At 62.0% G+C, this 25,927-nt stretch carries 24 protein-coding genes; 15 read left to right on the plus strand and 9 right to left on the minus strand.

What is annotated here, in order from left to right; genetic code table 11:
- Positions 1-284 precede the first annotated feature (284 nt).
- The 6 genes from hemW to KIH79_RS00725 all read left to right on the plus strand — a co-directional run bounded on the left by hemW (position 285) and on the right by KIH79_RS00725 (position 5,921).
- Positions 285-1,553 (plus strand): radical SAM family heme chaperone HemW, encoded by a 1,269-nt coding sequence (hemW, locus tag KIH79_RS00700; protein WP_219057614.1) that lies wholly within the window; start codon positions 285-287, stop codon positions 1,551-1,553.
- A gap of 225 nt (positions 1,554-1,778) precedes the next feature.
- Positions 1,779-2,102 (plus strand): hypothetical protein, encoded by a 324-nt coding sequence (locus tag KIH79_RS00705; protein WP_219057615.1) that lies wholly within the window; start codon positions 1,779-1,781, stop codon positions 2,100-2,102.
- 190 nt (positions 2,103-2,292) lie between these two features.
- Complete coding sequence (locus KIH79_RS00710) at positions 2,293-2,730, plus strand: MarR family winged helix-turn-helix transcriptional regulator (protein ID WP_219057616.1); 438 nt, start codon at positions 2,293-2,295, stop codon at positions 2,728-2,730.
- 174 nt (positions 2,731-2,904) lie between these two features.
- Entirely contained in the window at positions 2,905-4,317 is a 1,413-nt protein-coding gene (locus KIH79_RS00715; RefSeq protein ID WP_219057617.1) for a DHA2 family efflux MFS transporter permease subunit, read from the plus strand.
- A gap of 107 nt (positions 4,318-4,424) precedes the next feature.
- Positions 4,425-5,207 (plus strand): class I SAM-dependent methyltransferase, encoded by a 783-nt coding sequence (locus KIH79_RS00720; RefSeq protein ID WP_219057618.1) that lies wholly within the window; start codon positions 4,425-4,427, stop codon positions 5,205-5,207.
- Positions 5,208-5,303: 96 nt separating this feature from the next.
- On the plus strand, positions 5,304-5,921 hold the full coding sequence (locus KIH79_RS00725) for an NUDIX hydrolase N-terminal domain-containing protein (RefSeq protein WP_219057651.1): 618 nt from the start codon (positions 5,304-5,306) through the stop codon (positions 5,919-5,921).
- 13 nt (positions 5,922-5,934) lie between these two features.
- On the opposite strand, the gene KIH79_RS00730 is transcribed toward KIH79_RS00725, so the two are convergent.
- Complete coding sequence (locus KIH79_RS00730) at positions 5,935-6,507, minus strand: TetR/AcrR family transcriptional regulator (protein ID WP_219057619.1); 573 nt, start codon at positions 6,505-6,507, stop codon at positions 5,935-5,937.
- Between the two features lie 100 nt (positions 6,508-6,607).
- Here KIH79_RS00730 and KIH79_RS00735 point away from each other — a divergent pair, with 100 nt between their 5' ends.
- From KIH79_RS00735 to KIH79_RS00755, 5 genes are all read left to right on the plus strand, one after another.
- A complete protein-coding gene (locus KIH79_RS00735; RefSeq protein WP_219057620.1) occupies positions 6,608-7,924 on the plus strand; it encodes an NADH:flavin oxidoreductase/NADH oxidase family protein in 1,317 nt (438 codons plus the stop codon).
- Positions 7,925-7,979: 55 nt separating this feature from the next.
- Positions 7,980-8,762 carry an SDR family NAD(P)-dependent oxidoreductase gene (locus tag KIH79_RS00740; protein ID WP_219057621.1) on the plus strand — a complete coding sequence of 261 codons (783 nt, stop codon included), beginning with the start codon at positions 7,980-7,982 and terminating at the stop codon, positions 8,760-8,762.
- Between the two features lie 207 nt (positions 8,763-8,969).
- Entirely contained in the window at positions 8,970-9,809 is an 840-nt protein-coding gene (locus KIH79_RS00745; protein ID WP_219057622.1) for a class I SAM-dependent methyltransferase, read from the plus strand.
- A 137-nt stretch (positions 9,810-9,946) separates the two neighbouring features.
- On the plus strand, positions 9,947-10,306 hold the full coding sequence (locus KIH79_RS00750; RefSeq protein WP_219057623.1) for a cupin domain-containing protein: 360 nt from the start codon (positions 9,947-9,949) through the stop codon (positions 10,304-10,306).
- A gap of 204 nt (positions 10,307-10,510) precedes the next feature.
- On the plus strand, positions 10,511-11,296 hold the full coding sequence (locus KIH79_RS00755) for a methyltransferase domain-containing protein (RefSeq protein ID WP_219057624.1): 786 nt from the start codon (positions 10,511-10,513) through the stop codon (positions 11,294-11,296).
- An 89-nt stretch (positions 11,297-11,385) separates the two neighbouring features.
- On the opposite strand, the gene KIH79_RS00760 is transcribed toward KIH79_RS00755, so the two are convergent.
- The 4 genes from KIH79_RS00760 to KIH79_RS00775 all read right to left on the minus strand — a co-directional run bounded on the left by KIH79_RS00760 (position 11,386) and on the right by KIH79_RS00775 (position 14,181).
- On the minus strand, positions 11,386-11,910 hold the full coding sequence (locus KIH79_RS00760) for an NAD(P)H-dependent oxidoreductase (protein ID WP_219057625.1): 525 nt from the start codon (positions 11,908-11,910) through the stop codon (positions 11,386-11,388).
- A gap of 119 nt (positions 11,911-12,029) precedes the next feature.
- On the minus strand, positions 12,030-12,686 hold the full coding sequence (locus tag KIH79_RS00765; RefSeq protein WP_219057626.1) for a sugar O-acetyltransferase: 657 nt from the start codon (positions 12,684-12,686) through the stop codon (positions 12,030-12,032).
- 134 nt (positions 12,687-12,820) lie between these two features.
- Positions 12,821-13,249 (minus strand): GNAT family N-acetyltransferase, encoded by a 429-nt coding sequence (locus KIH79_RS00770; protein ID WP_219057627.1) that lies wholly within the window; start codon positions 13,247-13,249, stop codon positions 12,821-12,823.
- Positions 13,250-13,368: 119 nt separating this feature from the next.
- Complete coding sequence (locus KIH79_RS00775; RefSeq protein WP_236023485.1) at positions 13,369-14,181, minus strand: type II toxin-antitoxin system HipA family toxin; 813 nt, start codon at positions 14,179-14,181, stop codon at positions 13,369-13,371.
- 248 nt (positions 14,182-14,429) lie between these two features.
- On the opposite strand from KIH79_RS00775, the gene KIH79_RS00780 reads away from it, so the two are divergent.
- On the plus strand, positions 14,430-14,765 hold the full coding sequence (locus KIH79_RS00780; protein WP_219057629.1) for a DMT family transporter: 336 nt from the start codon (positions 14,430-14,432) through the stop codon (positions 14,763-14,765).
- 147 nt (positions 14,766-14,912) lie between these two features.
- On the opposite strand, the gene KIH79_RS00785 is transcribed toward KIH79_RS00780, so the two are convergent.
- The gene (locus KIH79_RS00785) at positions 14,913-15,536 is read right to left on the minus strand and encodes a TetR/AcrR family transcriptional regulator (RefSeq protein WP_219057630.1); all 624 of its coding nucleotides are present in this window, start codon (positions 15,534-15,536) and stop codon (positions 14,913-14,915) included.
- A gap of 352 nt (positions 15,537-15,888) precedes the next feature.
- On the opposite strand from KIH79_RS00785, the gene KIH79_RS00790 reads away from it, so the two are divergent.
- The 3 genes from KIH79_RS00790 to KIH79_RS00800 all read left to right on the plus strand — a co-directional run bounded on the left by KIH79_RS00790 (position 15,889) and on the right by KIH79_RS00800 (position 21,803).
- The gene (locus tag KIH79_RS00790; protein ID WP_219057631.1) at positions 15,889-16,590 is read left to right on the plus strand and encodes an ABC transporter ATP-binding protein; all 702 of its coding nucleotides are present in this window, start codon (positions 15,889-15,891) and stop codon (positions 16,588-16,590) included.
- Between the two features lie 2 nt (positions 16,591-16,592).
- A complete protein-coding gene (locus tag KIH79_RS00795; protein WP_236023486.1) occupies positions 16,593-20,021 on the plus strand; it encodes an ABC transporter permease in 3,429 nt (1,142 codons plus the stop codon).
- 237 nt (positions 20,022-20,258) lie between these two features.
- The gene (locus KIH79_RS00800; protein WP_236023504.1) at positions 20,259-21,803 is read left to right on the plus strand and encodes an aminotransferase class I/II-fold pyridoxal phosphate-dependent enzyme; all 1,545 of its coding nucleotides are present in this window, start codon (positions 20,259-20,261) and stop codon (positions 21,801-21,803) included.
- 179 nt (positions 21,804-21,982) lie between these two features.
- On the opposite strand, the gene lepB is transcribed toward KIH79_RS00800, so the two are convergent.
- The 3 genes from lepB to KIH79_RS00815 all read right to left on the minus strand — a co-directional run bounded on the left by lepB (position 21,983) and on the right by KIH79_RS00815 (position 25,862).
- Positions 21,983-22,696: a signal peptidase I gene (lepB, locus tag KIH79_RS00805; protein ID WP_236023487.1), complete on the minus strand. Its 714-nt coding sequence runs from the start codon at positions 22,694-22,696 to the stop codon at positions 21,983-21,985.
- A 220-nt stretch (positions 22,697-22,916) separates the two neighbouring features.
- Positions 22,917-23,303 carry a hypothetical protein gene (locus KIH79_RS00810; RefSeq protein ID WP_219057632.1) on the minus strand — a complete coding sequence of 129 codons (387 nt, stop codon included), beginning with the start codon at positions 23,301-23,303 and terminating at the stop codon, positions 22,917-22,919.
- 408 nt (positions 23,304-23,711) lie between these two features.
- Positions 23,712-25,862 carry a glycoside hydrolase family 127 protein gene (locus KIH79_RS00815; RefSeq protein ID WP_219057655.1) on the minus strand — a complete coding sequence of 717 codons (2,151 nt, stop codon included), beginning with the start codon at positions 25,860-25,862 and terminating at the stop codon, positions 23,712-23,714.
- Positions 25,863-25,927: the final 65 nt, after the last annotated feature.

The raw sequence follows: 25,927 nt of genomic DNA on the forward strand, positions 1-25,927 counted from the left end.
CCTCGGCTGAGGGGGCTGTCAGCGGAGCTGACTGGGGGGAGCGTCGAGGTCGTCGGACCTTATGTATTTGGACTTCCCTCATGTATAACGGGTTCGGTTATGAAGGGAACGCATTTGCATGGCCGACTGAGCTGAAGGGGAGCTGCATACATGACTTACGAAGTCTACGTCCACGTCCCGTTCTGCATGCGATGCCGAGGCGTGAAGCGCACAGTCCAGTGGACTGTGCGTAGCCGAGGTGAGCGGCTATGCCGCGAAGGCAACGTCGCAGGAGGTATGTGCTGATGCTCGAGGTATACGTCCACGTCCCGTTCTGCATGCGACGTTGCGGATACTGTGATTTCAACACGTACACCGCCGTCGATCTCGGCGCGGGGGCCTCGCGCGGCAACTACGCCAACATGGTCGTCCGCGAAATGGAACTGACCCGCCAATGGCAGCTTGACCACGGCATCGAGGAGCCGACGGCCGACACTGTGTTCTTCGGCGGCGGCACGCCCACGATTCTCTCCGCTGACGATCTCGTGGCCATGCTGGACGCGATCCGCCGCATCTGGGGCATCGCGCCGGGCGCGGAGATCACCACGGAAGCCAATCCGGACACCGTCAACGAGTACTACATCAACCGGCTCGCCGAAGGCGGCTTCACCCGTATCTCCTTCGGCATGCAATCCGCCGTGCCGCATGTGCTGCGCACGCTCGACCGTACGCACACGCCCGCGAACGTGGCCGCCGGCGTCGAAGCGGCGAACAAAGCCGGCCTGCGTTCCAGCGTCGACCTGATCTACGGTGCGCCGGGGGAGAGCCTCGACGATTGGCGCACGTCGGTGCGTACGGCCATCGACCTCGGTGTGAACCATATTTCCGCGTACGCGCTCACCGTCGAACCGACCACGAAAATGGGCCGGCAGATCGCCGCCGGCACCCTGCCCAAGCCGGATGACGACGACGAGGCCGCGAAATACGAGATCGCCGACGACCTGTTCACGGCCGCCGGACTTGAATGGTACGAGGTATCCAACTGGGCGAGGCCCGGTTACGAGAGCCGGCACAATCTCGGCTACTGGCGCAACGTCGACTGGGCCGGGCTCGGGCCGGGCGCGCACTCGCACTACAATCATGCGGCAGCTGCCGAAACAGCAGATGTGGAAGATGCGCCGGACGCATTCGACACGGCCAAACAAGTCCACGGCCTGCGCAGCTGGGACATCGCACACCCGCGCCTGTGGGGCACCGCCATCAACGAAAGCCGCGTTCCGTGGGGCGGCAGCGAAACCATCACGCCGGGCGAAAACCTCGAGGAGCTCATCATGCTCGGGTTGCGCCTGCGCGAAGGACTCGACCTGAACCGCATCAACCAAGCCGTCGCCGAGGCCGAATCCAACGGCGAAACCGCGCCGTTCCGCCAGATCGACCCGGCCGAACTCCGGCCCATGATCGACGACGGGCTCATCGTCGTCGATGCCGATTCCCACCGCGTCGTGCCCACCCGCAAGGGCCGTCTGCTCAACGACGCCGTCATCGAACGCTTCTTCGACCTCGCCGGCATCTGACGCATCCGGTACGCGTTTGTCGACTGCGAGCCAACTGACGGCCGCTGCGAAACGGCTGCGAAACGACACGGGCCAAATTGGACGAATATGGCGTTTCCGTCGATTCGGCGGGATAATGGAGCCGTAAGCGCGCACGGATGCAATGCCCGCGGCGAACCTTTCGCTTCGGCATGCGGTTGGACGGATGGCGTTCGGTGCGGACGCCGGATGCGGAAGGGGGACACGATGATCATCGCAGGACTGTTCATCGTCATCATCGTGCTGTACGCCATCATGCTGGCCGTCATGACGGTCGGACTGCTGGCGTTGGGCGTCGCCGCGGCGTTGGCGGTCGGCGCGGGAATCTGCCTCGGCATCGCCTTCGTGCTCGCCGTCGAGGGGGCGGCAATGCTCGCATGGCGCGCATGGCGCGTGCATCAGGGGAAGGCAGTGGCGTCATGGTGCAAGCCGGTCGGCACGGGCGTGGCCGTGGTGGGCGGCTTGTGGTTCGTTGCCTCCTGCGCATTGCTTATCCTGCTCACGACGCAGATGATCGGCCTGTTCGTCTGACGGTCGTCGGCGCAGACGCCGGTCGGGCGGTCTGGCAGCATGACCGTCATTATGCATTCCGCCGGTGCGAGCCGATGCGTACGCGTCGGCTCGCTGCTGGTAACGGCGACTTGCATTTTGCTAGGTACCTTGTATTATTTGCGAGGTACCTAGCAATTTTTGTGTTCGGGAGGTCGTGAGGATCATGCCGATGGATGATCGGGAACTGGTGGAGCTGTTCCATGACGTGGCGCGCATCAGCCACCAGCGGGAGGTGCGCAACAGCGACGCGCTCGCGCATGGCAGCGGACAGTCGCGTTGTCTGCTCACCTTGAGCGGTCTCGGGCCGATCAGCCAGCGCCGGCTCGCCGCGATCCTGGGCATCCGCTCGGCGTCGCTGAGCGAACTGCTCGGCAAGATGGAGACGCGCGGCTGGGTCGCGCGCACCCCGCATCCCGAGGACGGGCGCACGTACATGGTCGCGCTCACCGAGGAGGGGAAGGCCGAGGCGATGCGCCGGCGGTCGGCCGGCAACGGCGCCTCCGGCGAACTGCTCGCGGCGCTTACCGAAGACCAGCGTGAGCAATTCGGCGAAATCCTCGCCGAGATCAAACGTCACTATCAAGAACTCGATCGTCGCGAACATTAATGTTTTGTCGGACTTAATGTTATGGGTTCTGGCTACCCCTCAGTCACTGCGTGACAGCTCCCCTGACAAGGGGAGCTGAGAATAAGAAGGTGTCGGTTCAACTTCGACAAAGCGCCAATCCTCTGTCCTCGAACACGTCGTCGTCAAACAGCATCAACTACAAGAAACAGCACCATGCCCAATTCCAAACAACGCTCACTGAGCAACCGTCGTCGCGCGCTCATCTTCGTCAACATCATGCTCTCGTGCATCGCCACCACCATCATGGCGACGGCGCTCACCACGGCCCTGCCGCCCATCGTCGCCGACCTCAACGTCGACATGCAGACCGGCCAGTGGCTCACCAGCGGCTACTCGCTCGCCATGGGCATCGTCATGCCGTTGACCGCGTTCCTCATCACCCGGTTCCCGACCAAACCGCTGTATCTTACCGGTGCGGCGCTGTTCATCGCCGGCTCGCTGGTCTGCGTGGCGCCGGTGCCGTTCGCCGTCATCATGGTCGGCCGCGTGATCCAAGCGTGCGGCAACGGACTGCTCATGTCGATGGCGCAGGTCGTGCTCATGACCATCTACCCGGACAACCGCGGCACGATCATGGGCTGGTACGGCCTCGCGGTCGGCGTCACGCCGGTGATCGCACCGACCTTGTCCGGCCTGATGGTCGACGCGTTCGGCTGGCGGTCGATCTTCTATCTGGTGATCGGCGTGATGGCGATCTCGCTGATCGCGGCATGCTTCGTGTTCGGCAACGTGCTCAGGACTTCGCGACGATCGTTCGACATGCTGTCCTTCGTCGTGAGCATCATCGCGTTCGGCGGCGTGACGCTCGGCGTCGGCAACATCGGCTCCATGCCGTTCGTAAGCACAGCGGTACTGCTGCCTCTCGCACTCGGCGTCACGGCGTCCGTATGGTTCGTGCTGTTGCAACTCAGGCGAGAACGCCCGTTCCTCGACGTGCGCATATTGCGTAATCGTGGATTCGCGTTGAGCGTGATCGGCAGCATGCTGCTGTACTTCGCGATGATGGGCTCGTCGGTGATGCTGCCGCTCTACGTGCAAACCATCAAGGGAGGGTCCGCGTCGATGGCCGGCTTGGTGAGTCTGCCCGGCTCGCTCGCCATGGCGATTATCAGCCCGATGGCTGGCAGACTCTATGACCGGTTCGGTGTGAAGCGGCTGTTCCTCGTCGGTGGCATCTGCCTGACCGTGAGCAACCTGTGTATGGGACTGTTGCCGTTGGCGGCGTCGATCTGGGTGGCTGCCGTGATCAACGTGGCGCGCTCGCTTGCGATCGGCTGCCTGATGATGCCGCTGGTGACCTGGGGCACCACCTGTGCGGGTGAGGGGCGGCTGGCGGATGCGAACGCGCTGCTCACCGCGTTGCGCACCATCGCCGGTGCGATCGGCCAGGCCGTATTCGTGGGGCTCATGACCGCGCTGGCGGCCTCCGCGCATGCTGGTGGCATGGAACTGGCCGCGGCGAACATGCGCGGTCTGAACCTGACGTTCCTGGCCATGGGCGTGTGCGCGATCCCGTTGATCCTCATCCCGCTGGTATTCTTGCGCGGCGACCGAAGCATGCGATAACGGAATTGACCATGACGGTACGTGCCGAGAATTATGTCGATTGACTTCGAGCGCTCGAAGTTGGTATATCTGCTGATGATGCAAGGCATCCACCAGGAGGTGGCCGGATGATATCCGATGAGAGCATAGATCACGGCGTCCCCTTTGATTGGGGACGCGTATCAGACGAATACGCGCGATATCGCGACATTTATCCGGCGCGGTTCTACCAGAAAATTCTTGACCGCGGTCTGTGCTGTGACGGGCAACATGTTCTTGATCTGGGCACCGGTACAGGTGTGATTCCGAGAGCGATGGCTCGATATGGGGCAACATGGGTCGGCGTCGATATCTCCGACCGGCAGATCGCTCAAGCGCGGCGGCTTTCCGAAGGTATGGGCATCGAATATCAGGCGATGCCGGCGGAGCATATCGATTTTCCCGATGGCACATTCGACGTAATTACCGCGTGCCAATGCTTTTGGTATTTCGACCATGAGGCGATTCATGACATCTTGCATCGCATCCTTAAACCGAATGGACGCATCCTTGTGCTGTATATGGCATGGCTGCCGTTCGAGGATCCGATCGCGGAGGCAAGCGAACGACTGATTCTGAAATACAATCCAAACTGGAGTGGTACCGGGGAGCGCATGCATCCGATCGACATTCCTGCCTGCTATGCGGACGGCTTTGAACTCGTTCATCATGAGGAGTACCGGCTTGCCGTGTCGTTCACGCGCGAAAGCTGGAACGGACGAGTGAAGGCATGCCGTGGCATCGGCGCGTCCCTCCCGGTACATGAGATCGCTGCGTGGGAGCAGGAGCATAAGGCGCTGCTCGGCCGCATAGCTCCGGAACGGTTCGATGTGCCGCATTATGCTGCAATGGCGGAGCTGAAACGTATTTGAACGGCGATAATGGTCATAGATAAATCTGAAACGAATGGCGGCGACATCATGAACGAATCAGCATTTACTCCTGCACCTGCACCGGCATCATCGACTATGTCGTCGAATCGTATGCTGCTGGACTGGACCAAGGAATTGCAGGCTCTGGCCCAAACCGGATTGATGTACAACCGGGATCCGTTCGACCGGGAGCGATACGAACGTATCCGCGACATAGCGCTCAGCATGCTCGCCATGCAGGTTGACATGCCGGCCGAACATATACGCGGACTGCTCAGTGCTGGATACCCGACACCGAAACTCGACACTAGGGCAGCGATCTTCGATGCGGACGGTCGGATCCTGCTCACGCACGAAAACAGCGGTGAATGGTCGCTTCCCGGTGGTTGGGTCGATGAGAATCAGTCGGTGCGGTCCAACACGATCAAGGAAGTCAAAGAGGAGACCGGGCTCGACGTGACCGCCGACCGACTCATCGCAGTGCAGGATTGCGCTAACCATAACGGCCTGTCCTTCCCGTACGGGGTGATCAAGTTCTTTGTGCTGTGCACCCGCATTGATGGGCAGTTCGAGCCGAACATCGAAACGACGGAGATCCGCTACTTCGACGAAGACCAGCTTCCCCGACTCTCCACCACGAGAAACACCTCGGAGCAGATCGCCATGTGCTTCGCCGCCCGCCGCGACCCCGACTGGACGACGCTGTTCGAGTAGATGAGTGGTTTCTCTATTCCACGCCGCGCAGCAGTGTGTGCACGTAGTCGTGCAGTTGCGTGCGGGTGAGCGTGTGGCCGCGCAGGTATGCCCAGTCAAGCACGAGCATCACGGTGTTCGCATAATGATCGGCGATCAGATCGTCCGGTAGATCGAATCGGTCGCGGTCGATGCAGGTGCGGATGATCTCGTGCGCCTGACGCTCGATGAACATGTGCAGACTGGCGAACATCGGGCCTTCGGGTGGGTTGTTCTTAAGGATCGCACGTAGCGGCTCCGCGTTGGATTCCAGCAGGTCGGCCATTGCGTCGAGCGCCGTGTCCACGCGATGTTCCGGGTCGGTTGACGCGAGATCTGCAAGGTCGGCCTGTTTGGACAACGCGATCCAGCAGTAGTTCAGCAGATCGTCACGATCTTCGAAATAGTTGTAGAACGTGGCGCGCGGATAGTCGGCGCGCTCGCACAGTTCGTTGACGCTGATGTCGGCGAACGACTTGATTTGCAACAGTGCCGTCATCGCGTCAAAGAACGCGTCGAGCGTGCGTTGTGTGCCGCGTGTGATCTTGCCGTTGATGTCTTTCTTCATGTCCGTTCATCATAATCTAACGTCCATAATTTTGCAATTGTCTAAATTTATGCTATTTTTGACAACTGTAAAAATATGGACGTCTGGAAAGTTGGATATCATGGCGAATGACACGAGTGTGACGAAGACGGCGACCCCGGCGGTGCCGACTGCCGAACCGCTGACCCTGCCCTGCGGCGTGACTATCAAGAACCGGTTCTACAAGTCCGCGATGAACGAGGCGCTCGCCGGACGCGACTGCGCGCCGACCGGAGCGCACGTGCGCCTGTACCGAGAATGGGCTCATGGCGGCGCGGGCGTGCTCGTCACCGGCAACGTGATGGTCGATCGCGCGCAATTGGGGGAGCCGGGCAACATCGCCGTCGAAGACGAACGCGACCTCGCGATGTTGCGTCGCTGGGCCGCGGCCGACACCGAAAATGGCGCGCACTGCTGGATGCAGATCAACCATCCCGGCAGGCAGTCGCCCATCACCATCAACCCGCATCCGCTTGCGCCAAGCGGAGGCAAAGTCGACGGCGAATACGGCCGCTTCTTCGCCGAGCCGACCGAACTGACCCGCGAGCAGATCCGCGACATCATCCGCCGGTTCGCCAACACCGCACGCATCGCCAAGAAGGCCGGCTTCACTGGAGTGGAGATCCATGCGGCGCACGGCTACCTCATCAACCAGTTCCTTTCGCCGCTCGACAATCGGCGCGCCGACGAATATGGCGGCGGCCTCGCCAACCGCGCCCGCTTCCTGTTCGACGTGTTCGACGCGGTCCGCAAGGCGGTCGGCCCCGACTTCCCGATCGCGGTGAAACTCAACTCATCCGACGTACCGATCGCCGTCAAGGTCAGCGAGCGCGACGGTGCGCCGGGCGGCTTCAATGAAGAGGAATCCATCTGGGTCATGAAACAGCTCGAAGCGCGCGGCGCCGATCTCATCGACATCTCCGGCGGCACCTACGCCAAGCCGGTCATCCAGACCAACGGCGGCGCGGCCGAAGACCGCCGGCGCGGCGTCTACTTCACCGATTTCGCACGCCGCGTCAAAGGCGAGCTGACAGTACCGGTCGCGCTGACCGGCGGCTTCCGCAGCGCCGCCGACATGAACCGCGCGCTGGACGAAGGCATCACGCAGATGATCGGCATCGCCCGTCCGCTCGCGCTCGTGCCCGATCTGCCGAACCGCATCATCCGCGACGGCTGGCAAGGCTCCGTTGACCTGCCGCGCGTCACGACCGGCATCAAGCCGCTCGACAAGACGTTCGGCGGCATCCTCGTCATCAGCTGGTTCGAACTGCAGATGCACCGCATCGCGCGCGGACATCGCCCCGATCCGCATATCGGCGGCATGCGCGCGCTCCTGTTCGCCGTCAAACAGCACGGTCCAGCCGCGCTCGCCCCGCGCCGCCGCAAAGGTCGGCAGTGATTTTCGCTATCAATGTTCAATAAACCACGAATCCGCCAGTGTAAGGAGTTGTCGAATGGATATTGCCATCGTCACCGGTGCGTCATCGGGTCTTGGCGCGGCATTTGTTGAGGCGATCGTCTCACGCTACCGGAATCTCGATGAGATCTGGATCATCGCTCGACGCGAACAGCGATTACGTGCGCTCGCCGATCGGTACGACGATCCACACATGCGCATACGGGTCATTCCACTGGACCTCGCCGCATCAGAATCTTATGAGAAATTGACCGAGTTGCTGAAGGAAATGCGGCCGAACATCCGCATACTCATCAATAACGCCGGTTACGAGCGTGAAGGATTGCTGCGCGAGATGAAGCCAGATGATATCCGTGCGATGATCGACCTCAACGTGGCTGCCATGACGATGGTCAATCGCGCGTGCCTGCCGAACATGCAGCATGGGAGCTTCGAGATCGTTACGGGATCGGTGTCGTCGTTCGCGCCAATCCCTTGGCAGGCCGTGTACGCTGCAAGCAAAGCGTACGTGCGGTTCCTGACGTGGGCGGTGAGAGAGGAGGAGCGCAAGCGCGGCGTGAACGTGATGTTGTTCAGTCCGGGCAACATGAACACCGAAATGAACGTGCGCGGTGCCGCTTCCGGCAAGCTCGCCCGGCTGCCGTATCTCGACCTGCGCCGGGAGACGGCGAAGGCGCTGTCGAAGGCGGAGCGCGGATGCGCCGAGTACACGCCGTTGGCGTTCTACAAGCTGTACCATGCGTTCGCCAAACTGGCGCCGACCGCATTGGCCGTGCGCATCACCAGCCTCGAATCGGGCGGTGCCGGGCGTCAGAGTTGATCATTGATCGACGGCATCCTGAATCGATCGCAGTCGAGTCCGTGAGGCTTATATTCGCCATCGGGGGCGTGCTCTCCTGAGCGTTGGACGGCCTTGCCTCGATCGGAATAGATGCCGCGCAACGAGCCGATGGGGTCGCCATATACCACAATCCGGCGCGGGACACCAGTCTGTTGCGCGGCGAATCGATACCGTAAGCTGGGACGAATGAGCGAACATACCAAGACCGAACGCGCCGCGGGAACCGCGGACATCCCGTCCTCGAGCCTGCCGCAGGCCGATCGCGATGCGGAACACATGCAGGGACACTGGGTGCTGGCCCGGCTGGGCAAACGCGTGCTCAGACCGGGCGGCGAACGGCTCACCAGGCGCATGCTCGCGCAGGTGGCGATCGCCGGCCGGCACGTGGTGGAATTCGCGCCGGGACTGGGCCGCACCACGCGGCTGATCATGGAAGCCGGTCCGTCGGCGTACACCGGCGTCGACCGGGACGACAAGGTGGTGGACATCATCAAGCCGCTGGCGGCCTCGGTGGGCGGCACCTGCGTGCTGGCCGACGCCGCGCAGACCGGATTGCCGGACGCGTCCGCGGATGTGGTGGTCGGCGAGGCGATGCTCACCATGCAGTCCGAACGTGGCAAGCGGGAGATCATCGGCGAGGCGCATCGCCTGCTCGCCCCGGGCGGACTGTACGCGATCCACGAAATGGGCCTCGCGCCGGACGACCTCGACGAATCCGTCAAGGATGCGATCCGCAAGGATCTCGCGCGGGCCATCAAGGTCAACGCCCGTCCGCTGACCGAGACCGAATGGCGTGCGTTGCTCGAATCCGTCGGTTTCGACGTGCTGTGGAGCGGCAACGAACCGATGGCATTGCTCAAGATGCGCCGCAATCTTGCGGACGAGGGTGTGGCCGGCGTGCTGCGCATCGTGCGCAACGTGTTGACTCACCGTGATCTGCGTGCGCGCGTCATGCAGATGCGTCGCGTGTTCAACACGTACGGCGACAAGCTGACCGGCGTCGCGTTCGTGGCGCGCCGGCGATAGTGTTGTGTTTGATAGCGGATACGCTAGGAGGATGCGTGCGGCGGCGGATCGATCGCCGTACGAAGACCGATCATATGACCGTGCCGGTGTCGGTGTTTTCGCAACGCCGGGATCGGCGGCGAACATGAAGGAGTTCGATGATGAGCGAACAGACGAACAATGCGAACGAAACCCAGCAGGCTGAGGTGATGGAGTTCATCAATGATCTGCACCCGCTGGTCGAGGTGCAGCCCGAGGCGACCGTCTCGCGCACCGTGATGCAGGTGGAGGGTGCCAACGTGGTGCTCTTCTCCTTCGACAAGGGCCAGGAGCTGAGCGAGCACACCGCCGCTATGCCGGTGCTCGTGCAGTGCCTCGAAGGCCATCTCAAGGTGACCGGCGGCGGCAAAACCGTGGATCTCGTGCCGGGAGGCATCCTGCACTTCCCGACCCGGCTGCCGCACGCGGTGTACGCCGCGGAGGCGTCCAAGATGATGCTGATCATGATGCGACACTGAACGTCCGCATGCCGGAATCGTCGGTGCTCCTACTGGGACAACGACTGTCGCCGGTCGGTTATCCGATCGGATCGATCCGTTCCGCAATGTTCCGCAACATTCCGTAACACTTTCGGAGCGTGACGTGGAGCGGCTCTACGATCGATGATCGACATGCGGACGGCATTATGGACGCGCGGCAGGCGCGGGACTAGCGTGAATCGCATGGTCGTATGGGATTCCGAACAGTATCTGCGATTCAAGACGGAACGCACGCAGCCGTCGCGCGATCTCGCCGCGCAATTGCCGCCGGACGACGGGGCGGTCACGCGCGTGCTCGACATCGGCTGCGGGCCGGGCAACAGCACCGCCGTGCTGCGCGAACGCTACCCGCGCGCGACGATCCTCGGCGTCGACAATTCGCCGAACATGATCGACGCGGCGCGCGCAGCCCATCCCGACATCGACTTCGCGCTGTGCGACGTGTCGAAACCCGACGATCTGGCCGCGCTGCCGCACGACTTCGACGTGGTGTTCTCCAACGCGTGCATCCAATGGGTGCCAGACCACGCGCATCTCATTCCCGCGATGCTCGGTCTCCTACGCAAAGGCGGCATGCTGGCCGTGCAGACGCCGATGAACTACGAGGAGCCGATCCACCGCATCATCGCCGAACTCGTGCACTCGCCGGCCTATGCGGACCGATTGCCGCAGAGCCGCGAATTCTTCAATCTCACGCCGCCCGAATACTGGGAATTGCTGCACGCAAACACCGAAACGTTCCGTATCTGGAAAGTCACGTACATGCACACGCTGCCCTCGCATGAGGCCATCATGGACTGGTATCGCGGCACCGGACTGCGCCCGTACCTGCAGGCGCTTGCGGACGACGGTGAGCGTGAGACATTCGAACGCGCGGTGTTCGACAGGGTTTGCAAAGAGTACCCGACGCAGTCGGACGGCAGCATCATCTTCCCGTTCCCGAGATTCTTCCTCACTGCCATTCGGTAACCATTCCGGATGCCGACAGCGTTGGGGGTTGGCGATCGATGATCGTCGATCGCCAACCCCCAACACTGTTCTCGGCAATGAGCGGGAACTCATTCGGCGTTCAGCGCATCCTGATATCGTCGCCCGGCGTCGGCGAGCGCCGCGTCGTCCAGTTCCATCGACTCGAACACGACGAACGGCTCACGCCACACGGCGTGCGTGTACCGGGCCATCATGCGGTACGGCGAGAGCACTTCGTCGATCGTCGCACCCTCGTCGACCGGCTGGTATTCGGATTCCGGCCCGCCCGCGGTCGTGGCGACCATGATCTGCTTGCCGCGAAGCGCCTCGCCGTCCGGTCCGTACGCCCAGCCGAACGCCAGCACCTTGTCCTCCCACTCCTTGAGCAGCGCGGGGGAGGAGTACCAGTACAGCGGGAACTGCAGCACGATGCGGTCATGATCCTCGACCAGCCGCTGTTCGACGGCCACGTCGACCACGCCGTCCGGGTAGAGCGCGTACTCGTCGCGCACGGTCACCGCGTCGGCCGGCAATTCGCGCGCGGCCCGGACCAGCGCCGCGTTTGCGCGCGAGCGACTCAGATCGGGGTGAAAGGCGAGAACCAGTGTCTTCATAATGTCTCCTTCGACTTCGTTGACGGTGACGGGCATACGTTGTACGCGTATTGCCACTACTGTATCGCATGGGATGTCATCGATCGGGGAAGGTCGGTTTGGAACCTTTTGTCATCGCGTCAACGTGCCGCGTCGCGTGCGGCGATGCGCTCGCAGAAGCCGGTCTTGTCGGCTTCGGTGATCGGACGCAACACGTGTGCCGGATTGCCGACGGCGATCACGCCGGCCGGGATGTCGTGTGTAACGACCGAACCCGCGCCGATCACCGAACCGCGGCCGATGGTCACGCCGCCGAGCACGGTCACGTGGCCGCCCAGCCACACGCCATCCTCGATCACGATCGGCTTGGCCTGACATGCCCCGTTTTTGCGCTCCTCGAAGTCGAGCGCATGGTTCGTGGCGAACAGGCCGACCATCGGCGCGATCCACACGTAGTCGCCGATCGTGATCGGCGCGTTGTCGAGCATCACGCAATCAAAGTTGATGTAGGCGTGCGAACCGATCGAGATGTTGCGGCCCATTTCACAACGGAAGTTCGGCTCGATGAACACGTCGTCGCCCACCGAGGCGAACAGCTGCTCCATGATCGCGCGGCGTTCGGTCTCTTGGTCGTAGTCGAGCGCATTGTAGGCACGAAACAGCTTCTTGGCTTCCACGCGTTTGTGTTCGATCTCCGGGTGCGAGTCCTGATAGACTTCGCCGGCCACCATGAGATCCCATTCGGCGCGGCCTTCGGGCGTGAGGTCGGCGGTGACGTCGTAGGTATTCACGGTCATGATTGAATGCTCCTTCGCTGATGTTGCGCGCCTGATGTTGCGTGCGATCGTGCATTATAGTTGACGCATTCGATGCGAGGGAAGGCGATCTGCGTCCGGCCAAGTCCGCAGGTGCGATCGCAAGTCCGCGCGTACTATTGCGCACGCCAGATCATGCCGATGTGGGGGATGCCGTCCTCAAGGAATTCATCGGAGATCTGGGTGAAGCCGAGCTGCTCGTACAGGCCACGCGCGTAGGTCTGCGCCTCGATATGCACGACGTCGGCGTGCGCGCGTTCCTGCGCTACACGCAGTCCCTCGCGCACGATCCGCGTGCCGAGACCCTGCCGGCGACGGGTCGCCAACACGCGGCCGATCGAGACTTCCGGAAACGTGACGCCCGGGTCGACCACGCGGCAATAGGCGGCGATGCCATCCTCGTCGTGCAGGAACACATGCCAGCAACGCCGGTCCGCATCGTCGACCTCCTGATAGGCGCACCGCTGTTCCACCACGAACACCGCCACGCGCACACGATAGATCTCGTGCAGCTCCGCCACGCTCAACTCTGCAAACCGTTTCACCGTCAACTGCATGCGGCCATGATAAGAGCTGCCGACGATTTCGTGCCCGAACTGTGGGCCAGCCATCGGGTCGCGATCGTTGCGTCGCCGATCGACATACAGCTGATGAGTCAGTCGGATCAGTCGCGCACGGCAAAACCGGCGTCGGCGATGCGTTCTTGCATGTCCTTGGCGATGGACAGGCAGCGGGCGCGCGGAATGCCGGCCTTGACGCCGATGCCGGTCAAATCAGCGAGCGTGATGCCGCGTCCCTTGCCGTTGACCGCCGTGGTGTGCTCGCCGTTGATGCCGGGATTCTCCGTCAGGTCGTACGCGGGGGAGAGCCGCCAGGTGGCATGATCCCGGTCGTAGAGGTAGGAAAAGTTCTTCGCATGATCGTCGCGGTTGCCAATGAACACGTTGAAGCACATGAGCCGGTACATGCGCTCGCATTCCTCGGCGCTGTCGGTCATGCGCATGGTCAGCCGCATGAGCAGACCGTAATCGAGGTTGGCGATGCGATGCGAGGTCTCCAGTAATCCGCCGGCTGATACCATGTGCATCTTACGGGTGCTGCCATCAGTTTGCCGCACGCGATCGAACCGTTTGACGCCGAAATATCCGGCGCAACGTTTCGACGGGAACAATCGGGTCTCCGGCATGACGATGCCGCATTCCCGGGCAAGACATGAGATACGATATTCGGTCTCTCCGATGCTGGGCGGATCCACGGATGAGGGGAACTTGATGATCCAGTCATCTCCGTCAATCGCAGTGAGAATCTTCGGCCGTGCGCCGCCGGACGAGCCGCCAAGCGCGAACAGGCGGTCAAGATCATCCGAAAAATCGGTGCTCAGCAGATGCAGGCTTTCCTGGGCCAGCGTGTCAAGATCAACCGTATCGGCATGCTCGTCGTCGATCGGAGTCGCTGGCTCGTATTCCAGCGCGCCCATGTCTTGGAAATCCCCTCGATCAGTCAGTCGACGTCCTGCGCGATGACCTTGCAACACGCCCATCACAACCTTGCCATCGTGAATTGCCCGACATCATCATTGAACCGCAGTTGCCCGGATACAGACAATGTCCTGCGTCGATACCCGGCAATGCTCGAACCGTATACCGACTCGGACGAAAGAACGCCGCTCCGGGCGCACGGCTACGATGGGGCGCCATGGGCGAAGAAAAACATGGAGGAGGGAATATGGCGGTCACCTGGCTGCTGTTGTTCGTGACCATCTGCTGCGAAGTGGTGGCGACATTGTCGCTGCGCGCGTCCGAAGGGTTCTCCAAACCCATCTGGGCGATCCCGGTCGTCATCGGATACGTGACGTGCTTCTACCTGCTGTCCGTGGTGCTGGAACGCGGCATGTCGACCGCGCTCGCCTACGGCGTGTGGTCGTGCGTGGGCATCATCCTGACCGCGTTCGCCGCGCGCGTGCTGTTCCATGACCCGCTGAACTGGAAGATGCTGCTGGGCATGGCCATTATGATCGTCGGCATCGTCGTCATGCAGTGGGGCACGCACGCCGCGGCATAGCCGGCGCAGACCTAGTCGGTCAGGCAGGGAAGCGGATGGTTCTGAGGAAACGCGCCGATATCGGTGAGCGTCTCGTTGCGGAGCATGCCGCCGCGTTCATCGTTTTCCTGAGCGGCGATGGCCAATGTCCGCCATCATGAGGTTGCGCTACCAGAGGATGTCGATGGGGGCGGTGGTCTTGTTCTTTTCGATGATGAGGCAGATCTCGTCGGGGGATTCCTTGCATCCGCGTCGCAGCCACAGCCAGATGATCGAGGCGACGGATGAGATGAGGATCTCCATGGCGTAGTCGGCGGGAATGCCGTTGTAGCTGGTCTGCGGTTCGGCGCCGAACCGCCGTGCCTGAGTGACGATCAATCGTTTGAGGACATCGCGCAGCCGGTCATACAGTTGCATGTCGGTGCCGGATTGCGACACCGCGTCGAAAAACGCGAAGTCGTTCTTGAAATAGTGCAGCGCCTCGACGATGGCGCGTGTCTGAAACACGTCGCAGATCGCCCTGCCTCCGGTGCGCGTCGTCACCTGCGTGTTCGTTTCGGCTTTGGTGATGAGGATGCCGGTCAGGTCGTCGATGGTGTCGTCGATGAGTTGCTGGCGCAGGTCGAACTTGTCGATGTAATGCATGTAGAACGTGCCGCGGTTGATGCCGGCCGTCCGCGCGATGTCGCTGACGGTCATCGCGTCGAAGCCCTTCGACTTGACGAGGGTGGTGAACGCGGCCTTGATTTTGGCTTCGGTCTGCGTGTTGCGTTTGCCGGTTGCGGTGGCCATGTGCGTCTCCTACGCGTGATGTGCGGCGGTTGCGCGCCGCTGGGTGAATGCTACGACGATTATAACAACACGTTGTCTGTTTAGTGGCTAAAACGACCGTTTTCTGCAAAGTGTTTAATTTGAACAACATGTTGATAGTTGTCGATTGATCTGCGCTTTTCGATACGTTTACCATCATGGCAGTTAAATCAACATGTTGTTCATTCAAGGTGTTGATTGCTGAAAAGATTGTGACGCACACAACTGACGGCTTTGACTACCCCTCAGTCGGCTTCACCGACAGCTCCCCTGACAAGGGGAGCCAAGGGAGAAGATCATGCCGGCGACGCAGACACGGAAAGGCATGGGAATCATGGCATACATCGAAATGGCGCACAGCTTCAAGCGGTACCACATGGGAGACACGACCATCACCGCCAACAACGACGTGAGCTTCGGCATCGAGAAAGGCGAGCTGGCGATCATCCTCGGCTCGTCCGGAGCGGGCAAATCGACCGTGCTCAACATCCTCGGCGGCATGGACACGAATTCCGAAGGCCAGGTCATCATCGACGGCAAGGACATTTCGAACTACACCGCCCACCAGCTCACCGACTACCGCCGCTACGACATCGGCTTCGTGTTCCAGTTCTACAACCTCGTCGCCAACCTCACCGCCAAGGAGAACGTCGAACTCGCCTCCGAAATCGTCAAGGACGCGCAGGACCCGGTGCAGACGCTCATCGACGTCGGATTAAAGGACCGAATCAACAACTTCCCGGCACAGCTGTCCGGCGGCGAACAACAGCGCGTCGCCATAGCGCGAGCAGTCGCCAAGAACCCCAAGATCCTCTTGTGCGACGAGCCGACCGGCGCGCTCGACTACAACACCGGCAAGCAAGTCCTCCAAATCCTGCAGGACCAGAGCCGCAAGAAGGGCGCGACCGTCGTCATCGTCACCCACAACTCGGCCATCGCGCCCATCGCCGACCGCGTCATCCACATGCACGACGCGCGCGTCAAATCAATCGACATCAACGAACATCCTATGGACATCAAGGACCTGGAGTGGTAACCATGACCGAGCTCACCGACTTCATCGAACCGGACGCGACGCGCCGTCCGAACCCGGACCCGCGACGCGCCACCAAACGCAAACGCCACAGTGACGGCGGATTCGTTCGCAAGCACATGCTGTGGAAGGACATCCGCGTCACCCTCGCCAAATCCAAGGGCCGGTTCCTCTCGATCGTCAGCCTCATGATGCTCGGCTCGTTCGCACTCGTCGGCCTGTTCGCCACCGGCCCCGACATGCAGGCCACCGGCACCACCTTCTACGGCGAACACAACCTCGCCGACGTGACCGTCATCAGCGACTACGGACTCAGCAAAGACGACGAAACCATCATCCGCAACACCAACGGCGTACGCCAAGCCGAATTCGGTTACTTCAAGGACGTGACCATCACAGGCAGCAACCACAGCCTGCGCATCTACTCCAAACCGAACGCCGTCTCCGGATACCGAATGATCGAAGGACGACTGCCAAACACCACCGGCGAAATCGCGCTCGACTCGGCCGAACGCGACCGGTACGCAATCGACAGCACCGTACAGGTCACCGAACTGCCCGACATCGCCGGCGACACCATCCTCAAACAAACCAAGTACACCGTGGTCGGCTTCGTCGACGCCAGCGAAATCGTCTCCAACCTCAACATGGGCCAGTCCACGGCCGGCACCGGCGAACTCGACGGCTACGGCGTGGTAGTGCCCGGCACGTTCGACTCGGACGTGACGATGATCGGCCGCGTCACCTTCAACGACACGCAACACGTCGGCTACTGGACCAGCGAATACCGCGACCGCGTGCAAACGCACAAAAACACGCTCGCCAAACGCCTCGCCGGACAGCCCAAAGCACGCGAAGCCTCCATCCGCGAAGACCGCCGCCAGCAGATCAACAAGGCGCAAGCCAAAGTCGACGACGCGAAACGGCAACTCGCCGACGCCGAACAACAGCTCACGGACGCGAAAACCCAGATCGAAACCGCCAAGGACCAGATGACCCAAGGCGAAATCACCGCCATCGACCAAGGCTCCGCCACAGCCGCCGAACTGTCCGGAGCGCTCGCGCAAATCGCCGCGGCCGACTCGCAGATCACCGCAGGCCAAACCCAGCTCATCGCAGCCGCCCAACAACTCACCCAAGGCCAGTCGCAACTTGACTCGTCATGGCAGCAACTCACGCAGGCCAAAACCCAGCTCGGCGCGGCCCGCACCGTCCTCGCATCGGTCAAACCAATCCTCGACAAAACCGGCGCGATTCTGACCGGCTGGGCCAACAGCGGCATCACCGGCAGCGTATACGACACCATCAAAGCACAGTACGACAAGGCGCTCACCGCCTACAACGACGCCGTCGCGCAATACAACACCCAACTGAACGCCTACAACACCGCGCTCCGGCAATGGAACGACGGTGCCAAACAACTCAAAGAAGGAACCGAGGAATACCAGCAGAACGTGGCCGCGCTCGCCGACGCGTCCAGGCAGCTCGCCGCCAAGCAGAACGAACTCGGGCAGGCCGTCTCCACCGCGCCGGCGAGCGCAACGGGAGGCAACGCCGCGGACGGCAGCGTGTCGTCCGGCGCCACGCAGCTCATCCAAGGCCAGCGCGACATCGAAAAAGCCGAAGACCAATACGCCGAAAAACTGCAGGAATTCAACGACGCGAAACCCGCCGCAGAACAGAAGATCAAGACGGCGGAGCATGACATCGCGCTCGCCCGCGAGAAGATCGACACGCTCGAGGTGCCCGCCTATTCGATCGACGGCCGGCGCGAGGGGCTCACGTCCAACGGCTACCGCGTGTACGAGATCATCGCGAACATCGTCGGCAAGCTCGCCATGATCTTCCCTGTGTTCCTCTATTTCGTCGCCGCGCTCGTCACCTTCTCCACGATGGGCCGCATGGTCGACGAGGAACGCATCAACTCCGGCACGCTCAAGGCGCTCGGCTACGGCAACGCCGACATTCTCAAGAAGTTCATGGTCTACGGCTTCGCCGCATCCACCGTCGGTACTGTCCTCGGCGTCGTCGCCGGCCACACGATCCTGCCGCTCATCGTCTACCACGCGTACAGCGACGGGTTCACCATGCCGGTCATCGAACTGAAGTTCCATCCCGTGGTCACCGTGGTCGCGTTCCTGCTCGCGTGGGTGAGCGCCGTCGTGCCTGCCATGCTCGCCGCCACGCGCGAACTCAAAGACAAGCCGGCCGCGCTCCTGCTGCCCAAGCCGCCGGCGAACGGGTCGAAGATCTTCCTCGAGCGTCTCGGCTTCATCTGGAACCGGCTCAGCTTCACGCGCAAGGTCACCGCCAGGAATCTTTTCCGTTACAAGACGCGCGGATTCATGACGATCTTCGGCGTGATGGGCGCGGTGTCGCTGCTCGTCGCCGGACTCGGCGTGCAGGGATCGATCGACCAGATCAGCGAACGCCAGTTCGATGAGGTGATCCACTACGACATGATCGTCGCCGAAAAATCCGACGACAACGACGAACAGCGCGCCGCGGTCGCCAAGGACATGACCGACAAGGCCGTGGACGAGGCGATGCCGATCCGCTACGAGGAACTCACCAAAACCGCCGGCAAGCAGGGCGACAAACAGTCAATCACGCTGCTCGTCACCGACGATGCGTACAACTTCAACGACTACGTGACCTTGCGCTCGCGCGTGGGGCACCGGCCGCAGATCCTCACCGACCGCGGCGCGGTCATCTCCGAACGCATGGCCTCGATGCTCGGCGCGACGGCCGGCGACACGATCCGCGTTACCGGCGAGGACGGCAGGGAGCGTTCCGTGCGCGTCGACGGCGTGAGCGAAATGTATATCGGGCATCTCATGGTCATGACGTCCGGCGGTTACGAGCACGTGTTCGGCGAGGGCTACCAGTCGAACGCCTACCTTGTCAGGCTCAAGGACAATTCCATCGCCAACGCCGAGAAGCAGGGCGCGCGGTTCATGGAGAACGACGGCGTGCGCGGCGTGGTGCAGAACACCACCATGAAGAATCAGGTCGCCACGATCGTCGACTCGCTGAACCAGATCATGGAGGTGCTTGTGCTCGTGGCCGGCATGCTTGCCGTGGTGATTCTGTACAACCTCACCAACCTGAACGTGTCCGAACGCATCCGCGAGCTGTCGACCATCAAGGTGCTCGGCTTCCATTCGAACGAGACAACCATGTACATCTACCGCGAAACCATCGTGTTGTCCGTGCTCGGCATCCTCGCCGGCTACGGGTTCGGCGCCGGGCTCCACCGGTACATCATCACCGAGGTGCCGCCGGACGAAGTCATGTTCGACCCCATGCTCGGCTGGCCCGCGTTCGTGGTGCCCGCACTGCTCGTCGCCGCGGTGCTGGCCGCGCTCGGCGCGGTCGTCTACCGGCAGCTCAGGAACGTAGACATGCTCGCGGCCCTCAAGTCGGTCGACTGACGATACGGCTATTGTTCCGATGCGTTGAACTGCGCGGTTTGAACTTGAAACCGTGTCCTTGAATCAAGAAGTTCAATTTGACAGACGCTCCTTTCGGTTCATATATTGAACCGAAAGGAGCGTCTCGTATAACCGGTACTGGTAGAATACTGAACTGTTGTCCGTGAGATTTGAACTACCGATAGACGAGAACGGGGGAGCGGCGTGGACGATTTTGCTACGCGGTTGAAAACCGCAATGAACGCGCGTCATCTCAAACAAATCGATCTCGTGCGGGCCGCACAGCAGGTCGGGGTCAAACTCGGCAAAAGCCATGTCAGTCAGTATGTCAGCGGCAAAACCGTGCCACGCACCGAGATATTGAACTTTCTGGCGACCACGCTGGACGTCGACGAACAATGGCTGCTCGGACACGACACGACGGCGAAGACCGCAACGGCACGAGTCGAACGGCATATGCCCTCATCGGTGTCCGGGAACGCGGACGGTGGCGCCTCGGAAACCCGCACCGGCCGACGCAACGAATCGTCACCCGCATCCATCCATCCGGAGGAGGAAGGAATCCCCATGCGCCAGTTCCACAAATCAACCAAGCTCGACAACGTGCTCTACGACGTGCGCGGCCCGGTCGTCGACGAGGCGGCGCGCATGGAGGAGGCCGGCATGCACGTGTTGAAGCTCAACATCGGCAACCCGGCGCCGTTCGGCTTCCGTACGCCGGACGAGGTCGTCTACGACATGGCCCGCCAGCTGACCGAAACAGAAGGCTACTCCGCGTCCAAGGGCCTGTTCTCCGCGCGCAAGGCCATCATGCAGTACGCGCAGCTCAAGAACATCCCCAACGTAGGCATCGAGGACATCTACACCGGCAACGGCGTGAGCGAACTGATCAACCTGTCCATGTCGGCCCTGCTCGACGACGGAGACGAGGTGCTCGTGCCCAGCCCCGACTACCCGCTGTGGACCGCCTGCGTGAACCTCGCCGGCGGCACCGCCGTGCACTACACGTGCGACGAGCAGTCCGAATGGTATCCGGACATCGACGGCATGCGCGCCAAGATCACCGACCGCACGGTCGCGATCGTCATCATCAACCCGAACAACCCGACCGGCGCGCTCTACCCGCCGGAGGTGCTCCAGCAGATCGTCGACCTCGCGCGCGAGCACCAGCTCATGATCTTCTCCGACGAAATCTACGACCGGCTCGTCATGGACGGGCTCAAGCACGTCTCCATCGCGTCGATGGCGCCCGACTTATTCTGTGTCACGTTCTCCGGCCTGTCCAAGTCGCACATGATCGCCGGCTACCGCGTCGGATGGATGGTGCTGTCCGGCAACAAGCACATGGCCAAGGACTACATCGAGGGCATCAACATGCTCACCAACATGCGCATCTGCTCGAACGTGCCCGCCCAATCGATCGTGCAGACCGCGCTCGGCGGACACCAGTCGGTCAACGACTACATCGTGCCCGGCGGCCGCCTCTACGAGCAGCGCGAATACATCTACAACGCGCTGAACGCGATCCCCGGCGTCACGGCCGTCAAGCCGAAGGCCGCGTTCTACATCTTCCCCAAGATCGACGTGAAGAAGTTCAACGTGCTGGACGACGAGCAGTTCGCGCTCGACCTGCTGCACGACAAGCGCATTCTCGTCACGCGCGGCGGCGGCTTCAACTGGCAGGAACCGGACCACTTCCGCATCGTCTACCTGCCGCGCATCGAAGTGCTCAAGGACGCGGTCGGCAAGATCACCGACTTCCTGTCGTACTATCGGCAGTGAGTTCAATGTCCGGCCGATTGTGCCGACGTGATATACATCGATGAAAGTTCAATATATTGCGTTCGTTAGGGTGTTGCCGGCATAGTTCAGAACAGTTCAATATGGAGTATGGGAAGGGCGGAACGTCTGTTCGGAGACGTTCCGCCCTTCTTGTTGCGCCTATGTACAGTTGATTGAACTCAGCTCGCCGAGCCGGCGTCAGGCACGGCGGCGAACACCTCATGGTGCGAGTCAAGCACGTGCATGCGCCCGACCGGCCAGAACGTGAACACGGCGACGCCCTGCACGTCGCTCAGCGGCACCTGGCCACCGTGAGAGTCGGACTGGTGCGCGCGGCTGTCCGCGCTGCCGGAACGGTTGTCGCCCATCACCCACATCATGCCGTCCTGCACGGTGACGCTGAACGCCTCGTCGGACGGGTTCACGCCGGAGCGAAGATACGACGACTCGTCGATCGCCGTGCCGTTCACCTCGATCGGCGCGCCGTTGCCCGCGCAGCTGACCGTGTCTCCCGGCAGTCCGATCACGCGCTTGATCAGATCGTCGCCCTCGCCGCTGGCAAGCCAGTGGTCGGGATCGCGGAAGACGACGATGTCGCCGCGCTGCGGCTTGATCACCTTCACCGCGGCCACGCGGTCCTTGAGCTGGATCGTGTCCAGCATGCTGCCGGACGGGATCACGTACAGGCCGACCAGGAACACGCGGATCAGCGCGAACACGACGACCGGCACCACGATCCACGGGATCAGCTCCAGCAGGCTTTCCTTATTGCTGCCGCCGTCCTTGTCCCCGTCTGCCTTGCCGTTCAGGCCTTGCTGATCCGGTCCCTGCTTCCGCTCGCCGTTCGCAACGTTCTCGGCATGGGTCATGGCTCGCCGCCCCGTTTCCGCCATCGCTGGCACTCCTGGCACTCATGTGTCGTGCCGTCGTATAAGGTCCTGCCGAGCATCCTACTCGCATCGGACGGTCCGGGCGAGACATGCGGCGCGTGCTGTTCACGCCAGACGCGCAACCGCCATATGGAACTTCAACGAGGAAAGCGGCGGCCGATTGCCGTCCGTTGCCATATTCCGGGCTCCGCATCAGATGACAGCGGCCCACGAATCGGCCATGTCACCATCCCAGATCGATCATGGCGGTAAGCGCCATGACGCCGGCGACCGGCAGCGTGACGATCGGCATGCCAATGGTCACGACGGTAACAACGATGCGCATTGGCAGCGGATGAGCCTTGGTTTGCGCGGTTTCCGGGCTTGTCGGACAGACATGCAGTGCGGCGACGGCGAACCAGGCCGCGTATCCGATGATGGCCGATAGCAAGAGTCGCCAAATGCCGGGCATGGTGTCGCAGTCGGGCTGGGTGAGGTCACAGGACAACGGCAATCCGGAGAACAGGTTCGCGACAAGCCTATCGTCAATCCAACACCACGCGGTCGGCAACTGACAAGCCAAGCCCGTCCACCACAGTATGCGCGTGATCGTTCGTCGCATTCCCGTCATTTCCAGTCCCCGTTCCCGACATGTGTTCGCTCACCCAATATAATCCGCGACCACGGTCATGCGTACCGGCCGCCACCTTCTGGGGGCGAACAGGAAAAAGAGGATGGGGCGGATTCCATCATCCGTCCCATCCTCTGTTGCATGTTACGCCGATTGATATTCTATCTTCGGGAAGTTACGGCATAAACTTCTCAAAACTCTTAAGAAGTTTACTGTCTGCGATCCGATCGCGCAAAGCAATGTCATCCCCTCCTTCTCCTATCATCTCGAGATGACGAGGGGAAGGGAGGTCGCTCCGCTCACGATGACGAGGGCGCGGCAACAGAACAGTATCGCCGCGCGAACGCGCGACGATACTGTCATCGGGAGCTACCGCACGAAGAAGCAACGCTTCGCGCGGCGGCACCGCTACGCGCGAAGGAACACGCTCATCTCGTTCTCGCCACGATTCGCCCACGCGAAATACGGGATTAAGGTTGCCGTCACCGGCTCACGACGGACCGGCGCATAATCCGCATACAGCGGCGCGAACGCAGGCGACCCCGCCGAGGCACCGGCCGGAACCGGCTCGCGCCACGCTGGCACCTCCAAGCGCACCATCCGACGCGAGACCGGATCGACCTCGCCCTGACCCTTGTCGTCGATCCCGGTGGCGCCGGCCTCGAACGTAAACGGCACCACCTTCACCGAAGCCGGATCTGCCAGCACCGCGTCCACGTCCGCGTGCAGCAGGTGCAGGTTCGCGCCGTTGTCCTTCTCTTCGGCGCAGAATGTGATCGGGCCGCGTACGAACGCGACCTTGCCCACGTCCTCGCGCACCATCGGGTTCGCGGCCAGCATGCGCACCGGCATCGGGAAATCGAACGCGATCTCGTCGCCGTCGCGCCATTCGCCGGTCAGATACAGGTAGCCGTCACGCACCTCGCGCGTCACGCGGCCGTCCTGCTCGCCGGAGGCCTTGAGCGCGACCGCCGGATCATCGCCGGCCCAGCCCGGCAGACGGAACGCGAGCGTGAACTCGGCCGGAGCGTCCAAACGCACCGCCACGGTGCCGTCGCCCCTCCACGGCAGGTTCGCGGCCACGTCCAGCGTCACCTCCGCGCCGTTCAGCGTCGCCTTCGCCACGCCGCCCATGTACAGGTGCGTGTACAGCGTGGACGCGTCGTCCGCCACCGTGTACGCGTATTCCTGCACCGACTCGACGATGCGGGCGATGTTCGGCGGGCAGCATGCGCAGCCGAACCACTTCTGGCGCACGGTTTTGACATGGCCGATGCGCTTGTCGCGGTGACTGGCGTAGGGATTGACCTCGAGCGGGTTGACGTAGAAGAAGCTCTTGCCGTCGAGCGCCATGCCGGCCAGCGTCGTGTTGTACAGAGCCTGTTCCATCACGTCCGCGTATTCGGCCTTCGGTTCGATCTCGAGCATGCGGCGGGCGAAGAACGCCAGCGAGATGGCTGCGCAGGATTCGGAGTAGGCGGTGTCGTTGGGCAGGTCGTAGTTGTAGGAGAACGCCTCGCCGTTGTTGGTGCCGCCGATGCCGCCGGTGATGTACAGCTTCTTGTCGACGATGTTGCGCCACAGGGTCCTGCACGCCCTGAGCAGTGTCGGATCATCGGACAGCTTCGCCACGGCAGCCATGCCCGAGTACAGGTAGCCGGCGCGCACCGCGTGGCCGACCGCCTCGTCCTGCTCGCGCACCGGCTTGTGCGCCTGCGCGTAGGCGGGGTCGAAGTCCCAGTTGGTGTCGGTGTATCCGGAGTCCTTGTCCCGCTTGTCCTCGGCCAGGAAGTAGTTGGGTTCCGTGCCGCGTTCGTCGATGAAGAACTTGGCGAGATCGAGGTACTTGCGTGCTCCGGTGACTTCGACGAGGCGGACGAGCGCCATCTCGGCGATCTCATGGCCCGGATACCCCTTGCACTGGCCCTCCTTCGGCCCGAAATACTCTGCGGTGTAGTCGGCGAAGCGCTCGGCGGTCTTGAGCAGCTTGTCCTTGCCGGTGCCTTCGTAGTATGCGATCGCGCCCTCGACCAGATGGCCGAGGCAGTACAATTCGTGGTGCCAGCGCAGGTTGTGGAACGCGCGGTCCATGCCGTTGAGGATGTAGTACGTATCGAGATAGCCGTTGTCCAGCTGGGCCGCGCACACGATGTCAATCGCCGCATCCGCGGTCTTCTCCAGCTCCGCGTCCGGATGCTGGGTCAGGCTGTAGCCGACCGCTTCGATCCACTTCGAGAAGTCGGTGTCCTGAAAGACGAAGCCATAGAATTTAGACGGATCGGGCTCTTCGCCGTCCTTCGGAAATACCGCGAAACCACGGTAGGAGAATTCCGGAAGATAGGACTTCTGTCCCTTCTCGTCCCGGCGCGCGTTCTGGGCCGCGGCGGCCTTGAAGTTGTGCATGCAGTAGCTGGGTGCCGCGCCGGGCATGTTGTCGTTGAGTGCGTTCCATTGGAATGGGATCACGGCCGTGCGCACGAGCTCCTGCTCGGTGTGCCAGAACGGGTCGGTGACGGTGACGTTGCGCAGGGCGAGCGGCTTGCTGTGCTGCGTCGTGATGAGGTTAATTGAGGTGGACATGTGAAATGACTCCTTGAGTTTGTTAGGGGTTGGAATACATGACT

Origin of the sequence: Bifidobacterium miconis (genome assembly GCF_019331735.1) — a bacterium.
Taxonomy (GTDB): domain Bacteria; phylum Actinomycetota; class Actinomycetes; order Actinomycetales; family Bifidobacteriaceae; genus Bifidobacterium; species Bifidobacterium miconis.

Bases quoted from the DNA above. Each gene is read 5' to 3' on its own strand.
- KIH79_RS00775 (WP_236023485.1), bottom strand. From the start codon at position 14,181: ATGGGCGCGCTGGAATACGAGCCAGCGACTCCGATCGACGACGAGCAT.
- KIH79_RS00735 (WP_219057620.1), top strand. From the start codon at position 6,608: ATGGCGAATGACACGAGTGTGACGAAGACGGCGACCCCGGCGGTGCCG.
- KIH79_RS00710 (WP_219057616.1), top strand. From the start codon at position 2,293: ATGGATGATCGGGAACTGGTGGAGCTGTTCCATGACGTGGCGCGCATC.
- KIH79_RS00725 (WP_219057651.1), top strand. From the start codon at position 5,304: ATGTCGTCGAATCGTATGCTGCTGGACTGGACCAAGGAATTGCAGGCT.
- hemW (WP_219057614.1), top strand. From the start codon at position 285: ATGCTCGAGGTATACGTCCACGTCCCGTTCTGCATGCGACGTTGCGGA.
- KIH79_RS00785 (WP_219057630.1), bottom strand. From the start codon at position 15,536: ATGGCCACCGCAACCGGCAAACGCAACACGCAGACCGAAGCCAAAATC.
- KIH79_RS00800 (WP_236023504.1), top strand. From the start codon at position 20,259: ATGAACGCGCGTCATCTCAAACAAATCGATCTCGTGCGGGCCGCACAG.
- KIH79_RS00745 (WP_219057622.1), top strand. From the start codon at position 8,970: ATGAGCGAACATACCAAGACCGAACGCGCCGCGGGAACCGCGGACATC.
- KIH79_RS00755 (WP_219057624.1), top strand. From the start codon at position 10,511: ATGGTCGTATGGGATTCCGAACAGTATCTGCGATTCAAGACGGAACGC.
- KIH79_RS00750 (WP_219057623.1), top strand. From the start codon at position 9,947: ATGATGAGCGAACAGACGAACAATGCGAACGAAACCCAGCAGGCTGAG.
- KIH79_RS00795 (WP_236023486.1), top strand. From the start codon at position 16,593: ATGACCGAGCTCACCGACTTCATCGAACCGGACGCGACGCGCCGTCCG.
- KIH79_RS00790 (WP_219057631.1), top strand. From the start codon at position 15,889: ATGGCATACATCGAAATGGCGCACAGCTTCAAGCGGTACCACATGGGA.
- KIH79_RS00780 (WP_219057629.1), top strand. From the start codon at position 14,430: ATGGCGGTCACCTGGCTGCTGTTGTTCGTGACCATCTGCTGCGAAGTG.
- KIH79_RS00705 (WP_219057615.1), top strand. From the start codon at position 1,779: ATGATCATCGCAGGACTGTTCATCGTCATCATCGTGCTGTACGCCATC.
- KIH79_RS00760 (WP_219057625.1), bottom strand. From the start codon at position 11,910: ATGAAGACACTGGTTCTCGCCTTTCACCCCGATCTGAGTCGCTCGCGC.
- KIH79_RS00715 (WP_219057617.1), top strand. From the start codon at position 2,905: ATGCCCAATTCCAAACAACGCTCACTGAGCAACCGTCGTCGCGCGCTC.
- KIH79_RS00765 (WP_219057626.1), bottom strand. From the start codon at position 12,686: ATGACCGTGAATACCTACGACGTCACCGCCGACCTCACGCCCGAAGGC.
- KIH79_RS00810 (WP_219057632.1), bottom strand. From the start codon at position 23,303: ATGACGGGAATGCGACGAACGATCACGCGCATACTGTGGTGGACGGGC.
- KIH79_RS00740 (WP_219057621.1), top strand. From the start codon at position 7,980: ATGGATATTGCCATCGTCACCGGTGCGTCATCGGGTCTTGGCGCGGCA.
- lepB (WP_236023487.1), bottom strand. From the start codon at position 22,696: ATGGCGGAAACGGGGCGGCGAGCCATGACCCATGCCGAGAACGTTGCG.
- KIH79_RS00730 (WP_219057619.1), bottom strand. From the start codon at position 6,507: ATGAAGAAAGACATCAACGGCAAGATCACACGCGGCACACAACGCACG.
- KIH79_RS00720 (WP_219057618.1), top strand. From the start codon at position 4,425: ATGATATCCGATGAGAGCATAGATCACGGCGTCCCCTTTGATTGGGGA.